The organism is Micromonospora sp. ANENR4 (assembly GCF_015354395.1).
Classification (GTDB): domain Bacteria; phylum Actinomycetota; class Actinomycetes; order Mycobacteriales; family Micromonosporaceae; genus Micromonospora; species Micromonospora aurantiaca.
In genome coordinates, this window is record NZ_JADKYQ010000001.1 from 302,666 (window position 1) to 319,164 (window position 16,499).

At 71.5% G+C, this 16,499-nt stretch carries 15 protein-coding genes; 4 read left to right on the forward strand and 11 right to left on the reverse strand.

Features of this window, described 5'->3' with window-relative positions; genetic code table 11:
• Window positions 1–17: 17 nt before the first annotated feature.
• Genes IRY44_RS01390 through IRY44_RS01400 form a run of 3 tightly spaced genes read right to left on the reverse strand, consistent with a single transcriptional unit; the run spans window position 18 to window position 3,813 of the window.
• Window positions 18–923, reverse strand: coding sequence for a sugar ABC transporter permease (locus tag IRY44_RS01390; protein ID WP_194798652.1), 906 nt, complete (start codon window positions 921–923; stop codon window positions 18–20).
• Window positions 920–2,563 (reverse strand): ABC transporter permease subunit, encoded by a 1,644-nt coding sequence (locus tag IRY44_RS01395; protein WP_194798653.1) that lies wholly within the window; start codon window positions 2,561–2,563, stop codon window positions 920–922. The genes IRY44_RS01390 and IRY44_RS01395 overlap by 4 nt, the downstream gene beginning before the upstream one ends.
• On the reverse strand, window positions 2,563–3,813 hold the full coding sequence (locus IRY44_RS01400) for a maltose ABC transporter substrate-binding protein (protein ID WP_194798654.1): 1,251 nt from the start codon (window positions 3,811–3,813) through the stop codon (window positions 2,563–2,565). The genes IRY44_RS01395 and IRY44_RS01400 overlap by 1 nt, the downstream gene beginning before the upstream one ends.
• A 199-nt stretch (window positions 3,814–4,012) precedes the next feature.
• On the opposite strand from IRY44_RS01400, the gene IRY44_RS01405 reads away from it, so the two are divergent.
• Entirely contained in the window at window positions 4,013–5,095 is a 1,083-nt protein-coding gene (locus IRY44_RS01405) for a LacI family DNA-binding transcriptional regulator (protein WP_194798655.1), read from the forward strand.
• Window positions 5,096–5,507: 412 nt separating this feature from the next.
• Window positions 5,508–7,142 carry a glycoside hydrolase family 13 protein gene (locus IRY44_RS01410; protein WP_194798656.1) on the forward strand — a complete coding sequence of 545 codons (1,635 nt, stop codon included), beginning with the start codon at window positions 5,508–5,510 and terminating at the stop codon, window positions 7,140–7,142.
• A 153-nt stretch (window positions 7,143–7,295) separates the two neighbouring features.
• Here the strand turns inward: IRY44_RS01410 and IRY44_RS01415 are convergent, their stop codons facing one another.
• From IRY44_RS01415 to IRY44_RS01440, 6 genes are all read right to left on the reverse strand, one after another.
• Window positions 7,296–7,739: a hypothetical protein gene (locus IRY44_RS01415; RefSeq protein ID WP_194798657.1), complete on the reverse strand. Its 444-nt coding sequence runs from the start codon at window positions 7,737–7,739 to the stop codon at window positions 7,296–7,298.
• A gap of 73 nt (window positions 7,740–7,812) precedes the next feature.
• Complete coding sequence (locus IRY44_RS01420; RefSeq protein ID WP_194798658.1) at window positions 7,813–8,187, reverse strand: GntR family transcriptional regulator; 375 nt, start codon at window positions 8,185–8,187, stop codon at window positions 7,813–7,815.
• Complete coding sequence (locus IRY44_RS01425; protein ID WP_194798659.1) at window positions 8,184–9,125, reverse strand: YhjD/YihY/BrkB family envelope integrity protein; 942 nt, start codon at window positions 9,123–9,125, stop codon at window positions 8,184–8,186. Before IRY44_RS01425 ends, IRY44_RS01420 begins: the two co-directional genes overlap by 4 nt.
• 56 nt (window positions 9,126–9,181) lie before the next feature.
• Window positions 9,182–9,769: a 2'-5' RNA ligase family protein gene (locus IRY44_RS01430; RefSeq protein ID WP_120571708.1), complete on the reverse strand. Its 588-nt coding sequence runs from the start codon at window positions 9,767–9,769 to the stop codon at window positions 9,182–9,184.
• 22 nt (window positions 9,770–9,791) lie between these two features.
• On the reverse strand, window positions 9,792–10,817 hold the full coding sequence (gene trpS, locus IRY44_RS01435; RefSeq protein ID WP_194798660.1) for a tryptophan--tRNA ligase: 1,026 nt from the start codon (window positions 10,815–10,817) through the stop codon (window positions 9,792–9,794).
• A gap of 33 nt (window positions 10,818–10,850) precedes the next feature.
• The gene (locus tag IRY44_RS01440; RefSeq protein WP_194798661.1) at window positions 10,851–11,867 is read right to left on the reverse strand and encodes a hemolysin family protein; all 1,017 of its coding nucleotides are present in this window, start codon (window positions 11,865–11,867) and stop codon (window positions 10,851–10,853) included.
• Between the two features lie 177 nt (window positions 11,868–12,044).
• On the opposite strand from IRY44_RS01440, the gene galE reads away from it, so the two are divergent.
• Window positions 12,045–13,031 (forward strand): UDP-glucose 4-epimerase GalE, encoded by a 987-nt coding sequence (gene galE, locus IRY44_RS01445; RefSeq protein ID WP_194798662.1) that lies wholly within the window; start codon window positions 12,045–12,047, stop codon window positions 13,029–13,031.
• The gene (galK, locus tag IRY44_RS01450; protein WP_194798663.1) at window positions 13,028–14,182 is read left to right on the forward strand and encodes a galactokinase; all 1,155 of its coding nucleotides are present in this window, start codon (window positions 13,028–13,030) and stop codon (window positions 14,180–14,182) included. Before galE ends, galK begins: the two co-directional genes overlap by 4 nt.
• A 48-nt stretch (window positions 14,183–14,230) precedes the next feature.
• Here the strand turns inward: galK and IRY44_RS01455 are convergent, their stop codons facing one another.
• Window positions 14,231–15,532 (reverse strand): sulfate adenylyltransferase subunit 1, encoded by a 1,302-nt coding sequence (locus IRY44_RS01455; protein WP_194798664.1) that lies wholly within the window; start codon window positions 15,530–15,532, stop codon window positions 14,231–14,233.
• Window positions 15,532–16,443, reverse strand: a complete 912-nt coding sequence (gene cysD, locus IRY44_RS01460) for a sulfate adenylyltransferase subunit CysD (RefSeq protein WP_013283960.1) — start codon at window positions 16,441–16,443, stop codon at window positions 15,532–15,534. Before cysD ends, IRY44_RS01455 begins: the two co-directional genes overlap by 1 nt.
• Between the last annotated feature and the right edge of the window lie 56 nt (window positions 16,444–16,499).

Sequence of the window (16,499 nt, forward strand, 5' to 3'; positions counted from 1 at the left end):
GCGTGAGCCGAGGAGGCTCAGCCCTTTACCGCTCCGGAGGTGAGTCCGGAGACGATGTAGCGCTGGAGCAGCTGGAACACCAGCACCGTCGGGATCGCGGTGAGCAGCGTGCCCGCCGCGAACATCCCGAAGTTGTTGTTGCGCTCGCCGGCCACCAGGCCGTACATGCCGACCGCGAGGGTCTTCGCCTCGGGTTCGGTGAGGAACACGTTGGCGATGATGAACTCGTTGATCGACCCGATGAACGCGAGCAGGCCGGTCACCGCCAGGATCGGGGCCACCAGCGGCAGCATGATCCGGAAGAAGACCTGCACGTGCGACGCGCCGTCCATGGTCGCCGACTCGTCCAGCTCCTTCGGCAGCGTGTCGAAGAAGCCCTTCATCAGCCAGGTGTTCGCGCCGAGCGCGCCACCCATGTAGAGCAGGAACAGGCCCCACGGGGTGTTGAACCCGATCGCCGGGTAGAGGTCGGTGAGCGTGGTGAAGATCAGGAAGATCGCCACGATCGCCAGGAACTGCGGGAACATCTGGATCAGCAGCAACGCGAGCAGGCCGACCCGGCGCCCGGCGAAACGCATCCGGGAGAACACGTACGCCGCGAGCGACGACAGGAAGATCGACGCGAAGCTGGCCACGCCCGCCAGCAGCAGCGAGTTGAGGAACCAGTGGCCGAACGCGGTGTTGTCGAACAGGTTCGTGAAGTTCTCCAGCGACGCCCCGGTCGGCAGCAGCTCGGTGGAGGAGAGCGTGCCGAGCGGGTTGAACGCCGCCGAGATCACGAACAGGATCGGGAAGAGGCTGAACGCCACCGCCAGCATCCCGACCAGGTGCCGCCAGCCCACCTGGGCGAACCAGCGGCCACGCGAGCGGCGGGCCGGCTTACGGGTCGCGGTGGGTGTGGGCGTCTCCGCGATGGTGGTCACGAGTACACCTCCTCCTGCTTGCGGGTCCGCCGGAAGCTGATCGCCGACACCGTCGCCACGATCGCGAAGATGAAGATCGAGACGGTGGCGGCCAGGCCGAACTCGGCGCCCTGTGCGCCGAACGCGAGCCGGTACGTGTAGGTGATCAGCAGGTCGGTGGCGCCGTTACGCGGATTGTCCGGCGCGAACGGGCCGCCCTCGGTGGTGAACAGGATCGCGTTGACGTTGTTGAAGTTGAACGCGAACGACGCGATCAGCAGCGGCGAGAGCGCCACCAGCAGCAGCGGCAGGGTGACCGCGCGGAACGACTGCCAGGGTGACGCGCCGTCGACCGAGGTAGCCTCGGTCAGCTCCCGCGGGATGGCCTGCAACGCGCCGGTGGCGACCAGGAACATGTACGGGTAGCCGAGCCACAACTGCACCAGCAGCACCGCGATCCGGGCCGACCAGTTGCCGCCGAACCAGTCGACGTTCAGCCCGAACAGGTTGTTGAGCAGGCCGAAGTCGGTGTTGAACATGTCCCGCCAGATCAGCAGCATGGCGAACGACGGCATGGCGTACGGCAGGATCAGCAGCACCCGGTAGAAGTTCGTCCCGCGCATCCGAGGTGAGTGCAGCGCGAGCGCGATGGCCATGCCGAGCAGGAACGTCAGGCCGGTGGAACCGATCGCGAACGCGAAGTTCCAGGCGAGCGTGCCGAAGAACGGGCCGGAGATGTTCGGGTCGGTGAGCACGGTGCTGAAGTTCTTCAGCCCGACGTCGACCTTCCAGCCCTGGGCGAGGCGCTCGCCGTCGGCGGCGACGAAGGAGCCGGACTTCTCGTCGGCGGTCCACGTCTTGCCGGTCTCGCTGTCCTTGACGCAGTCGCACGCGGCGTCGTACGCCCGCGCCGCCTTGCCCTCGTACGCCCGGGTCAGGCCGTTGGAGCGGATGGCGCCCTCGTCGGTGGGCACGATGAGCGCGGTGACGGCGTCGCTGCGGCTGCTGGCCTGCCCGATGTTCAGCAGGGTGTAGCCGTCCGCGGCGGTGATCTTGCCGCTGAGGCTGCTCACCTCGACGTCGGCGGCGTCGAGCTTGCGCAGCCCGTCCGCGTCGCCGGCGAAGACCTCCTTGGTCTTCGGGTCGCTGAGGAGGAAGACCAGCGAGCCGGTCGCCGGGTCGCCGGTGGTGGCGATGGTGAGGTTGTACTCGGTCGAGCCGGGTACCTGCTTCACCGAGGAGGTCTGCACGGCGACGATCGCGTCGTCCTTGCTGCCGCGGTGGCCGTCGCCGAAGTTCGTGAACGCGGTGCTCGCGGTGTAGAGCACCGGGAAGATCTGGAACGCGATCAGGAAGAGCGTGCCGGGGACCAGGTACTTGGCCGGGATGTGCCGGCGGCTCAGGTAGAGGTAGAACAGGCCGGCGGTGGTGACCGCCAGGACGCCCAGCGCGAGCCAGTGCTCGGCCTCGATGAGCGGGAAGGCCGCCCAGATCGCGATCCCGGCCACCAGGCCGAGCAGGACCACCTTGACGACGAGGCCGGTCGCGGTGATCGGCGCGTGTTGCCGCGCGGTACGGGACGTGCGCGGGAGCCCACGGCGTACGGGCTCCCGGCCCGGGGCCTGCGGTGCAGACCCCGGGCCGGACAGCGGCGCGCTCATTACTTGATCTGACCCTGGATGGTCTTGCCGGCGGCCGTGATCGTCTTGGCCGGGTCGGCGCCACCGATGATGGCGGCCTCCGCCTTGCCGAACGGGTCCCAGATCGCGGCCATGGCCGGGATCGCCGGGAGGACCTGGCCGTTCTTACCGGCCTCGGAGAACTTGGCCAGGTCCGGGTCCTCGCCCTTGACCTGGTCGAAGGCGGCGGTCAGCGCCGGCGGGCGCGGCTCGGCCTTGTACAGCGCGACGGCCAGCTCGGGCTTGGTCACGTAGTTGGTGACGAACTCCTGGGCCAGGGCCTTGTTCTTGCCCTTGGCGGCCACGTAGAACGCCTGGACGCCCACGAACGGCTGGGCCTCCTTGCCACCGGCGAAGCCGGGGACCGGGGAGATGTCGTACGCGATGTTGGCCTTCTTGGCGTCGGCCACGGCCCACGGGCCGGAGACCAGGAACGCGCACTTCTTGCCGGTGAAGGTGGCGATGGAGTTCTCGCCGGTGATGGAGCGCTTCAGCGCACCCTCGCCCTTCTCACCCAGCTTGGCGATCTTCTGGAAGGCAGCGATCGACTCCGGCTTGCCCACGCCCAGGTCCTTCGGGTCGTAGTCGCCGTTGGCCGCGGTGCCGAACAGGTAGCCGCCGCCCGAGGTGTAGAGCGGGTAGATGTGGTACGCGTCGCCGTTCTGGCCGGACTGCAGGCAGAGGATCTCGCTGACCTTCTTCTCGGCCTTGAGCTTCTTGCCGGTGGCGACCAGGTCCTCGATCGTCTTCGGCGCCTCGGGGGCCAGCTCGGTGTTGCGGATCAGCGCGACGTTCTCGGTGGCGTAGGGCACGCCGTAGAGCTGGCCGTTGAACGTGACGGCCTTGATCGCGGTCTCGTTGAAGCCGGACTTCTGCTCGGCCGCGAGCTGCACCGGGTCGATGGCGCCGTTCTGGACCAGGTTGCCGATCCAGTCGTGCGCGCCGACCACGACGTCCGGGCCGCTGCCCTGCTGCGAGGCGGTGACGAAGTTGGTCTGCAGGTCCTTGGAGACGGCCTGGACCTCGACGGTCACCCCGTTCTCCTTGCCGAACTCCTCGGCGAACGGCTTGAGGGCGGCCGTGCGCTTGTCGTCGGCCCAGATGACCAGCTTGCCGCCGGTCGCCTTGGACTCGCCGGCGGCCGGCTTGTCGTCGCTGCCGCTGTCACCACAGCCGGAGGCGGCGAGCGCCAGGCCGAGGACGGCGACCACACCCGCGGTACGGATGCGCATCGGTACTCCTGTCGTCATGGCGGCTCGCCGGGGGAAGGGCGGCCCGCCAGTGGAAACCTCTGAAAGTTCTTGCTGACCGGCGCCGAGATGCTGCGCCGCTGCTCTCGCATGTTGCGGGGACGTTAGCAAGAGGTTGCAGAGAATGGAAGGGCTTGCAGAAGTGTACGCAAGACTTTGCCGTTGGGCTAAAGTGCCGCACATGCGCGCTCGACTGTCCGACATCGCCCAACAGGCTGAAGTCAGCGAGGCCACGGTGTCGCGGGTGCTCAACGACCGCCCCGGTGTGGCCCCCGAGACCCGGCAGGCCGTCCTCACCGCCCTCGATGTGCTCGGCTACGAACGACCGGCCCGGCTGCGCAAGCGCAGCGCCGGACTGGTCGGCCTGGTCGTGCCGGAACTGGACAACCCGATCTTCCCGGCGTTCGCCCAGATCATCGAGTCCGCGCTCGCCCCCACCGGCTACACACCGGTGCTCTGCACGCAGACGCCCGGCGGCGTCCGCGAGGACGAGTACGTGGAGATGCTGCTGGACCGCCAGGTCTCCGGCATCGTCTTCGTCTCCGGCCTACACGCCGACACCGCCGCCGACCACGACCGCTACCGCACGCTGCTGGCCCGGCCGCTGCCGATCGTCATGATCAACGGGTACGCGCCCGGCATCCCCGCGCCGTTCGTCTCCTGCGACGACCGGGAGTCCGCCGAACTCGCCGTCGCCCACCTGGTCGCGCTCGGGCACCGCCGGATCGGCCTGATCACCGGCCCGGACCGGTTCGTGCCGGTACAGCGCAAGGTCGCCGGCTACAAGGCCGCGATGGGGCGCCTGACCGACATCACCGAGGGCGAACTGACCGAGCTGACCGAGCTGTCACTGTTCGGCGTCGAGGGCGGCGAGGCGGCCGCCGGCCGGCTCATCGAGCGCGGCGTGACCGGGCTCGTCTGCGGCTCGGACCTGATGGCGCTCGGCGCGATCCGGGCCGCCCGCCAGCGCGGGCTGTCGGTGCCCGGCGACATCTCCGTGGTCGGGTACGACGACTCCCCCCTGATGGCGTTCACCGACCCGCCGCTGACCACAGTGCGCCAGCCGGTGGCCGCGATGGCGGTGGCCGCGGTGCGGGCCCTGGTAGACGAGATCAACGGTCACCCGTCCCCGAACTCCGAGTACCTGTTCCGCCCCGAGCTGGTGGTACGCGGCTCCACCGCGGTGACCCGCCCCGCCGACCCCCCGAAGCGCCAGCGCCCCGCCACCCCCAACCCCACCCCGTCCCTCCCCATCCCCGCCTGACCCCCGCGCCTCTTCCCGTCGATCATGAAGTTGACGGCAACAAATCGGACGCCGAATGCCGCCAACCTCATGATCACGCGAGCCACCCCCGGCCGCGCCCACGCCGCGCGCACCCTCCCCTCCCCTCCCCCGTTGATCAAGGGCGGCCGGATCGGGTGGCGATCATGAGGTTGGCGAGGGCTGAGGTCCGGAATGTCGGGGTTAACCTCATGATCGACGTCGAAGTGAGAGGGCCGGCCGGAGGGTCGCGGGTGTGGGTGTCTCGGGATTCGGGAGACGAGGACGGGGCCGGCGCGGGTGATGGCTGCCATTTCTTGCGCAAGGAATGCTTGACTCTTGCAGTCTGATGGCGGCATTCTTCTCAGACACCCTGCGCCGCACCAGAAGCCGCCACAGAACGGGATCGACAGCGATGACCTCCGCCCCCAGCACCACCCCTCGCACCGCCGACGACGACTGGTGGCGGTCCGCTGTCGTCTACCAGGTGTACGTCCGCAGCTTCGCCGACGCGAACGCCGACGGCGTGGGTGACCTCCAGGGCATCCGGCAGCGCCTGCCGTACCTGCGCGACCTCGGCGTGGACGCGCTCTGGCTGACGCCGTTCTACACGTCGCCGCAGGTCGACGCCGGCTACGACGTGTCCGACTACCGGGACGTCGACCCGCTGTTCGGCAACCTGACCGACTTCGACGAGATGATCACCGACGCGCACGCGCTCGGCCTGCGGATCATCGTCGACATGGTGCCGAACCACACCTCCAGCGCGCACCCGTGGTTCACCGCCGCGCTCGCCGCCGGGCCCGGTTCACCGGAGCGCGAGCGCTACCTGTTCGCCGACGGCAAGGGCGAGCAGGGCGAGCTGCCGCCGAACGACTGGGAGAGCATCTTCGGCGGGCCGGCGTGGACCCGCGTGGTCGACGGCCAGTGGTACCTGCACCTGTTCGACCCGGCCCAGCCCGACCTGAACTGGCGCCACCCGGAGGTGCGGGCCGAGTTCGAGGACGTGCTGCGCTTCTGGCTGGACCGGGGCGTGGACGGCTTCCGGATCGACGTGGCGCACGGCATGATCAAGGCCGAGGGCCTGCCGGACGTCGGCTTCAACTCGATGACCACCGGCCAGCGCCAGTCCGAACTGCTGGGCAAGGGCCGGCTGCCGTACTTCGACCAGGACGAGGTGCACGACATCTACCGCGCCTGGCGGCCGATCCTGGACAGCTACCCGGGCGGCCGGATGGCTGTCGCCGAGGCGTGGGCCGAGACGCCGCAGCGCCTGGCCCGCTACATCGGCCCGGACGAGCTGCACCAGGCCTTCAGCTTCGACTTCCTCGACGCCACCTGGTCGGCCGACTCGTTCCGCAAGGTGATCGACACGGCGCTGGCCGAGTCCACGATCGTGGGCGCGCCGACCACCTGGGTGCTCTCCAACCACGACCGGCAGCGGCACGTCACCCGGTACGGCGACGGCGAGGTCGGCCTGCGCCGCGCCCGCGCCGCCGCGCTGCTGATGTTCGCGCTGCCCGGCTGCGCGTACGTCTACCAGGGCGAGGAACTGGGCCTGCCGGAGGTGCTGGACCTCCCGGACGAGCTGCGCCAGGACCCGGCGTTCCGGCGTACCGGGGAGAGCCGCGACGGCTGCCGCGTGCCGATCCCGTGGGGTGGCGACCTGCCCCCGTACGGCTTCGGGCCGGACGGCAGCGAGCTGAGCTGGCTGCCGGCGCCGGCGACCTGGCGGGAGCTGTCGGTGGCCGCCCAGGCCGGTGCGCCCGGCTCGACGCTGGAGCTGTACCGGACCGCGCTGCGCGTCCGGCACGAGCACCCGGCGCTGGCCGGCCTGGACGGCATCACCTGGCTGGAGACCGAGCCCGGCGTACTCGCGTTCCGCCGCACCGCCGGCGACGCCGGGGTGACGTGCGTGGTGAACATCAGTGGCGCCGACGTGACGGTGAGCGGCCACGGCCGCCCGCTCGTCGCCAGCGCCGACCTCACCGAGCGGGGCGACGGGTACGTCCTGCCGGTGGACGCGGCTGCGTGGTTCGAACGGCGCTGAGCCGGGTAACCCGCCAACGACCTGGCCGTCCGTTGTGCCCCGCGCCGACGGGCGGCTGGGCTGCCGACCCCTTGTGGTGGGGGGTGAGGTGGCCCCGGCCCCTCGGGAGCACGCTCCCGGGGGGCCGGTGTCCATCGGGGAGCGAGCGCGCTCTCAGCCGCCCTTGGCGGTGAGCAGCGCGGCGATCCGGGCGAACCCGGCCCGGATCTCCTCCCGGTCGGGCGCCTTCGCCGGCTCGGGCTCCGGCTCGCGGTCGGCGGCGCGTTCCAGCTCCTCGTCGATGACGTCCTCGAAGTCGCCGTAGAGGTCCGCCTGGTCGATCTCGGCCGCCTCGTCCTCGGCGGCGATCTGCGCGGCGGCGATCTCGCCGCGGATCTCCTCCGGCGTGAGCGCCGGCAGCAGCGGTTCCACCACCGCCATCAGCTGCTCGTCGGCCACCACCGCCTCGGCGAGCGCCAGCGCGTGCTGTCGCTCGTACGGGCCGCAGACCACCGGCTCCCAGTCGTCCTCGGCGCCGAGCGGGCCGAACGTGATGATCCACGGCAGACCCCGGATCGGGGAGTCGTCCGGCAGGTCCAGTGTCACGAGTGCGCCCACCGGCCCATCATGGTCGCCGCGTGCCGGACCGGGGAACGCAATCATCGGACTCTCCCCGCTTCGGGGACCACGCTCAGCCACGCGTACCGGCGTCCAGCGCCGCACGGACCAGCGCGACCGCCCGCTCCGGCGCGACACCCAGGCGACGCGCCTCGGCGGCGTACCCGGCGGCGGCCCGCTGCAGCCGGTCGGTGGCGTCGTCCCGGCCGGGGGCCACCACCGTGCCGTGCCGGCCCCGCGTCTCCACCAGCCCGGCACTCTCCAGTTCCCGGTACGCCCGCGCCACGGTGTTCACCGCCAGCCCCAGGTCGGCGGCGAGCTGCCGCACCGCCGGGAGCCGGGTGCCCACCGGCAGCCGCCCGTCGCCGATGCGCGCGGCGAACTGCGCCCGCACCTGCTCGTACGGCGGCACCGCCGACTCGGCGTCGATCCGGATCCGCGCGCTCATCCCGCTCCCCCCGGTGTCCCCGGTTCGGTCTCCTCGTCGAGCACGTCCGCCTCCACGTCCACCTCCCGGGCGCCGCCCTCGGCCAGGTCCACCACCCGGCCGTACCGGCTGGTCGCGGCGAGCGCGGCGCCGAAGAGCACCAACTGGTTGAGCAGGTAGAGGTAGAGCAACAGGCCCACGGCGGTGGCGACCACCGTGTACGCGGGGTTCCGCTCGGTGCGTACCACGTAGTAGCGCCCCACGGTGTTCAGCAGGGTGATACCGACGGCGATGGTCAGGATCGCCGGGCGCAGCCGGCGCCGGCTCATCCGCAGCCGGGGCACTGCGAGCAGCAGCGCGGCGGCGAGCACGGCGTTGACGAGCACGCTCAGCACCGCGCTGATCGTGGTCAGGCCCACCGAGCCGGTGCTGCGCAGCAGGAAGCGCAGCAGCGACTCCAGCGCGTCCACGGCGGCGACCGAGACGAACAGCAGCACGAAGACCGCGACCAGCACGCCCAGGTCGACCAGGCGCCGCACCACCAGGTTGCCGGGCTGCTGGTTGAAGCCGTACATCAGCCGCTGCGAGGAGCGGATCGCCTCCACCCAGCCGATGCCGGTGAAGACCAGGATGACCAGGCCGACCACGCCGACGGTGCCGCTGCTCTCGGCGATCTGCGCCGGATCGAGGAAGGGCAGGTTCTCCTCCAGGAAGTGGGCCGCGCCGCGGCTGACCTCCTCGTTGTCCCGCAGCACCGCGCCGAAGATCCAGTACGCGACGAGCGCGAGCGCGAACACGGCGAAGAAGCCGTAGTACGCGATGGCGGCGGCGAGCCGCCCGGCGAGCAGGTCGGCGTAGAGCGTCCCGGCCCGCCAGACGTGGTCGAAGGCCGACGAGCGGCTCCGGGCCGCGTCGATGCGGCGCCCCACCGCCGCCTCGATCCGGCCGAAGACGTTCACCCCGTCATCCTCGCCGATCTCCGCCCGTGACGGAGGTGGCCCGGCCGGTCGGATGTTCAGCTCCGGCCGCCGAGCCGGAAGTCGCGGCGGGGCTGCCACCGGGTCGCCCCGCTGTGCGAGAACAGCGTGAACGCGTCCACCTGAAACAACGCGGAGAAGTCGGCCAGATCCTCGTACGCCTTGTCGAGCACCTCGGGCGGCACGTCCTGCGCCACTGTGACGTGCGGGTGGTACGGGAAACGCAGCTCGCGGCGCAGCTCGGGAGCGGAGTTGATGGCGGCGGCGAGCAGTTCGCACTCGCTGATCCCGGCCGCCACCGCCACGAAGACCACCTGGGTGACCGGGCGGAACGTGCCGGTGCCGCGCAGGTGCAGCGTGAACGGCAGGTGCGCGGCGGCGACCCGGGCCAAATGGTCCTCGACGGCGGGCAGCGCGCGTACCGGGATCTCGGTGGGCCCGAGGAGGGTCACGTGCGCGGGGACGGCGAGCGGGTCGCCGGCCTCGACCCGGCGGCGGGTGAGCATCCCGCCCCAGGGCTCGGGGACGTCGACAGCGATCCCGATCTGGATCGTGTCCGCGCCGCCCGGCGCCGTGTCACTGCCCGCCACGTCGCGCGCCACCCCTCCGGCCACCGGCTGCGTCACCCGTCTCCGCCCGTCCGGGCCGTTACTCGAACCGCACCGGCGGGAAGAAGCCGACCCGCTCGTACACGTCCCGCAGCGTCCCGGCGGCCACCGCCCGGGCCTTCTCCGCGCCCCGCACCAGCAGCTTGTCGAGCTGGGCCGGGTCGTTGAGGTAGGCGTTCGTGCGTTCCTGGATCGGCGTGACGAACTCCCGCACCACCTCGGCGAGGTCCTTCTTCAGGTCGCCGTAGCCCTTGCCGTCGTACGCGGCGACCAGGTCGTCGATGGACCGGCCGGACAGCGCGGAGTAGATCGTCAGCAGGTTGGTGATGCCCGGCTTGCCCTCGGCGTCGAAGACGATCTCGCGGCCGGTGTCGGTGACCGCCGAGCGGATCTTCTTGGCCGAGCGGGCCGGGTCCTCCAGCAGGTCGATGATGCCGGCCGGGGAGGACGACGACTTGGACATCTTGGCCGTCGGGTCCTGCAGGTCGGTGATCTTCGCGGTGTCCTTCACGATGTGCGGGGAGGGCACGGTGAAGGTGCTGCCGAACAGCGAGTTGAACCGCTGCGCCAGGTCGCGGGAGAGCTCCAGGTGCTGCCGCTGGTCCTCGCCGACCGGCACCGCGTTCGCCTGGTAGAGCAGGATGTCCGCGGCCTGGAGGATCGGGTACGTGAACAGGCCGACGCTGGCCCGCTCGCTGCCCTGCTTCTGCGACTTGTCCTTGAACTGGGTCATCCGGCCGGCCTCGCCGAAGCCGGTGATGCAGCCGAGCACCCAGGCGAGCTGCGAGTGCTCGGGCACCTGCGACTGCACGAACAGCGTGCTGCGCTCCGGGTCCAGGCCGAGCGCGAACAGCTGCGCGGCGGCGACCCGGCTGCGGCGCTTGAGCACCAACGGGTCGTGCCCGGCGGTGATCGCGTGCAGGTCGACCACGCAGTAGTAGGCGTCGTGGCTGTCCTGCAACGCCACCCAGTGCCGCAGCGCGCCCAGGTAGTTGCCGAGGTGGAACGAGTCGGCCGTCGGCTGGATGCCGGAGAAGACGCGCGGGCGGGCGGGTACGTCGGACATGGCGGCAATTCTGTCAGCAAGCCCCGGCGTCCGTCATGACGGGCCGGTGGATCGGGCGGGTACGGGCGGAAGCGGACCGTTCATCTCACGCCGGGGCTCGGGCAGCCGCGCGGCGGAGACCGCCAGGCGGGACACGCGGCGGCCGTCGAGCGTGAGCACCCGCAGCAGCCAGCCCGCCGGATCGGCGGGAACCGATCCGGTGTCCGGGTCGACAGCCACCGGCACCTCGTCGCCCGCCACCGGCAGCCGGCCCAGGGCGGCCATCACGTACCCGCCCACCGTCTCGTACGGCCCGGCGGGCAGCGACACCCCGGTGCGCTCGGCGAAGTCGGTCAGGTTGAGCCGGCCGTCGACGACCGCGGGCAGGCCGGCGGGCTCCGGTTCGAGCGGGCCGTGCTCGTCGTCGCGGATCTCGCCGACCAGCTCCTCGACCAGGTCCTCGCAGGTGACGATGCCGGCGGTGCCGCCGTACTCGTCGACGACGACGGCCAGGTGGTGGCCCTCCCGGCGCATCTCGGTGAGCGCCGCCAGCACGCGCTTGCTGTCCGGCAGGCGCTTCACCTCCCGGATCAGGTCGCCGACCAGGAGCAGCCGGTCCGCGTCCGGGCGCAGCAGCACGTCCCGCAGGTGCACCAGGCCGACCACGTCGTCGTGGGTGCCGTCCACCACCGGGTAGCGGGTGTGCGGGTCGGCCCGGACCAGCCGCTGGGCCTGCGTCAGCGGGAGCGCCGCGCTGAGGAAGACCACCTCGGTGCGGGGCACCATCACCTCGCGGACGAGCCGGGCGCCGGCCACCAGCACCTCGTCGATGATCCGCCGCTCGTCCGGGTCGAGCAGCGTGTTCGCGGCGACCAGATCCCGCAGCTCGGCCTCGCTGATCCGTTCGCGCCCGGCGGTGGGGCTGGCCCCGAGCAGGGCGGTGACGAGGCGGGTGGCGCCGTCGGCACCGCGCACCACGAGACGGGCCACGGTGCGGGCCAGCGGGCCGGGTTCGCGTCGGGGCCGCCCCGACGGTCGCCGCCGGGGCCCGGGACCACCACCCTCCCGCATGAGAAGGATGGTAGACAGCGACCACCGTACGCTCGGCCCAATGTTCGGATCTGTTCAATCATGAAGGATTATGATGGAATGGAGGCGGACTCGACTCGACAGCCGCGACACAGCCCTCAGCCGTAGGGTGATCGCGGGACGGCCGCCGCGGGACGCGGCCCAGGCAGGAGGACCGACGTGAAACTGCTCGTCACCGGCGGCGCCGGCTACATCGGCAGCGTGGTGACCCGGATGCTGCTCGACCACGGCCACCAGGTGACCGTGCTGGACGACCTGCGCACCGGTCACCGGGAAGCCCTCGCCCCCGACGCCACCCATGTCGAGCTGCCGGTGCACGAGGCCGCCCAGGTGCTCACCCCCGACGCCGGGTTCGACGGCGTGCTGCACTTCGCCGCCCTCATCGCCGCCGGCGAGTCGATGATCCGTCCCGAGCTGTACTGGCACACCAACACGGTCGGCTCGATCGCGCTCATCGACGCGGTCCGCGCCGCCCGGGTGCCCCGGATGGTCTTCTCCTCCACCGCCGCCGTCTACGGCAACCCCACCGAGCTGCCCATCCCGGAGACCGCCGTCAAGGCGCCCACCAGCACCTACGGCGCCACCAAGCTGGCCGTCGACATGGCGCTCACCTCCGAGGCGATCGCGCACGACCTGGCCGCCGTCTCGCTGCGCTACTTCAACGTCGCCGGGGCGTACCTGCGCGACGGGCTGGCCATCGGCGAACGGCACGACCCGGAGACGCACCTCATCCCGATCGCGCTCGACGTGGCCGCCGGGCGGCGGGAGAAGCTCCAGCTCTTCGGCGACGACTACCCCACAGTCGACGGCACCTGCGTCCGCGACTACATCCACGTCGAGGACCTGGCCCGCGCCCACCTGCTCGCGCTCGACGCGGCCACCCCGGGCCGGCACCGCATCTACAACCTCGGCAACGGCAACGGCTTCACCAACCGCCAGGTGGTCGACGTGGTCCGCGAGGTCACCGGGCACCCGGTGCCGGTCGAGGTGGCCCCCCGCCGCCAGGGCGACCCGGCCGAGCTGGTCGCGTCCTCCGCGCTGGCCCGCGACGAGCTGGGCTGGACGCCGGCCAAGCCGACCCTGCACGACATGGTCGGCGACGCCTGGGCGTTCTACCGGGCCCACGTCGCGAGGCAGCCCTCATGACCGTCGCCGACCGCGCCACCGCCGGCTTCCGGCAGCGGTACGGCACCGAGCCGGCGGGCCGCTGGGCGGCTCCCGGCCGGGTCAACCTGATCGGTGAGCACACCGACTACAACGACGGCTTCGTGCTGCCTTTCGCGCTGCCGCTGCGTACCGTGGTCGCCGCCGCGCCCGCCCCCGGCGGACGCTGGACCGTCTGGTCGGAACTCGACGACGAACCGGTCGAGTTCGGCGCGGCGGAGGCCGACGAGCCCGGCCGGGTCGACGGGTGGGCCGCCTACGTGGCCGGGGTGGTGTGGGCGCTGCGCGCCGGCGGCCACGACGTGCCGGGCGCGCGGCTCGCCGTCGCCTCCGACGTGCCGGTCGGCTCCGGGCTCTCCTCGTCGGCGGCGATCGAGTCGGCGGTGCTGGCCGCCCTTGTCGACCTCGGCGGGCTCGACCTGCCCGCCGGGCGGTGGCCGCGGCTCGCCCAGCGGGCCGAGAACGACTACGTCGGCGCGCCCACCGGGATCATGGACCAGTCCGCGGTGATCCGCGGCCGGGCCGGGCACGCGCTGTTCCTCGACTGCCGCACCGAGGACGTCGAGCAGATCCCGTTCGACCTGGACGGCGCGGGGCTGGCCGTGCTGGTGATCGACAGCCGGGCCCCGCACCGGCACGCGGACGGCGAGTACGCGGCCCGCCGCAAGAGCTGTGAGCGGGCCGCCGCGACGCTCGGCGTGACCGCGCTGCGCGACGTCGACGTCGCCGATCTCGACGCCGCGCTGGCGCGCCTCGACGACGACGAGACCCGCCGCCGGGTCCGGCACGTGGTGACCGAGAACCAGCGGGTGCTCGACACCGTCGCGCTGCTGCGCGCCGGGCGGGTCCGCGACACCGGTCCGCTGCTGACCGCCTCGCACGCCTCCATGCGCGACGACTTCGAGATCACCGTGCCGGAGATCGACACCGCGGTCGAGGCGGCGCTGGCCGCCGGGGCGCACGGCGCACGGATGACCGGCGGCGGCTTCGGCGGCTGCGTGCTCGCCCTGGTCGACGCCGGCGCCGCCGACGCGGTGGCGGCCGCCGTCACCCAGGCGTACGCGAAGCGCGGCTTCACCGCACCCGGCACGCTCACCGTGCTCCCGGCCGGCGGCGTCACCCGCCTGGACTGAACGCGAAAGGCCCCCGGCGCAGCGCCGGGGGCCTTCTCGTCACGTACGTCAGCCGGCCTCGACGATCATGCCGGCGCCGACCGTACGGTTCGTCGACTCGTCGATGATGACGAAGCCACCGGTGGTGCGGTTGCGCCGGTACTCGTCGGCGAGCAGCGGAACCGTGGTGCGCAGCCGGACCCGGCCGATCTCGTTGAGCTTCAGCTCACCGGCCGTCTCGTCGCGGTGCAGCGAGTTGATGTCCAGCCGGTAGTGCAGCCCGCGCACGATCGCCCGCGCCGAGCGGGTCGTGTGCTTGATCGCGTACCTGCCGCCGACCTGCAACGGCCGCGTCTCGTCCATCCAGCAGACCATCGCCTCGATGTCCTGCACGGGCGTCGGGGCGTTGTTCGGCCGGCAGATCATGTCGCCGCGGGAGATGTCCAGCTCGTCGGTCAGCCGGACCGTCACCGACATCGGCGGGAACGCCTCGTCGACCGGGCCGTCGGCGGTCTCCACCGCGGCGATCCGGCTGGTGAAGCCCGACGGCAGCACCATCACCTCGTCGCCCGGCTTGAGCACGCCCGAGGCCACCTGACCGGCGTAACCCCGGTAGTCGGTGACGGTGGTGGACTGCGGCCGGATCACGTACTGCACCGGGAACCGCACGTCGACCAGGTTGCGGTCCGAGGCGATGTGCACCCGCTCCAGGTGGTGCAGCAGCGACGGGCCCTCGTACCAGGGCATGTTCTCCGAGCGGGTGACGATGTTGTCGCCCTGCAGCGCGGAGACCGGCACCACCGTCAGGTCCGGCACGTCGAGCTTCGCGGCGAACGCGGTGAACTCGTCCGCGATCCGCTCGTAGACCTCCTGCGACCAGTCCACCAGGTCCATCTTGTTCACGCACAGGACCAGGTGCGGCACCCGCAGCAGCGAGCAGAGGAACGCGTGCCGGCGGGACTGCTCCACCAGGCCCTTACGCGCGTCCACCAGGATCAGCGCCAGGTCGGCGGTGGAGGCGCCGGTGACCATGTTCCGGGTGTACTGGATGTGCCCCGGGGTGTCGGCGATGATGAACTTCCGCCGCGGCGTGGCGAAGTAGCGGTACGCCACGTCGATGGTGATGCCCTGCTCCCGCTCGGCGCGCAGGCCGTCGGTGAGCAGCGCCAGGTTCGTGTACTCGTCGCCACGGGCGGCGCTGACCGCCTCGACGGCGGCGAGCTGGTCGCTGAACAGCGACTTGGTGTCGTAGAGCAGACGGCCGATCAGCGTCGACTTGCCGTCGTCGACGCTGCCCGCGGTGGCGAACCGCAGCAGGTCCATCGGCCGCGCGGTCTCGCTCTCGGCCGGGGCCAGGGTCTCGACGCTCATCAGAAGTAGCCCTCTCGCTTGCGGTCCTCCATGGCGGCCTCGCTGACCCGGTCGTCGCCGCGGGTCGCGCCGCGCTCGGTGATCCGCGTGGCGGCCACCTCCTCGATCACCTTCTCCACCGTGTCGGCGTCCGAGCGGACCGCCGCGGTGCAGGAGGCGTCACCCACGGTCCGGTACCGCACCTGGGCCTTGAACGGCTGCTCGCCGGCGCGTGCCCGGAAGAACTCGTTCACCGCGTAGAGCATGCCGTCGCGCTCGATCACCTCGCGCTCGTGCGCGTAGTAGATCGACGGCAGCGGGATCCGCTCCCGCTCGATGTAGTGCCAGACGTCCAGCTCGGTCCAGTTCGACAGCGGGAACACCCGGATCGACTCGCCCGGGTGGTGCCGGCCGTTGTAGAGCGCCCACAGCTCCGGACGCTGGTTCTTCGGATCCCACTGGCCGAACTCGTCGCGGAAGCTGAACACCCGCTCCTTGGCCCGCGCCTTCTCCTCGTCGCGCCGGGCGCCGCCGAACAGCGCGTCGAAGCGGTGCTTCTCCACCGCCTCCAGCAGCACCGGCGTCTGGATCCGGTTGCGCATGCCGTCGGCCGACTCGCGGACCAGGCCCTTGTTCAGCGCCTCCGGCACGCTCGCCACGATGAGCTGCAGGCCCAGCTCGGCCACCCGCTGATCGCGGTAGTCGAGCACCTCGGGGAAGTTGTGCCCGGTGTCCACGTGCATCACCGGGAAGGGGATGTTGGCCGGCGCGAACGCCTTCTGGGCCAACCGGAGCATCACGATCGAGTCCTTGCCGCCGGAGAACAGCAGCACCGGCCGTTCCATCTCGGCGACGACCTCGCGCATCACGAAGATGCTCTCCGCCTCGAGCGCGTCGAGGTGCGACACCTGGTACGCGGCGGGGGACGTCATGACACGAACTCGATTCGCACGGATCCGTACATCGGATTCCAGACCTTTCAGGTCGG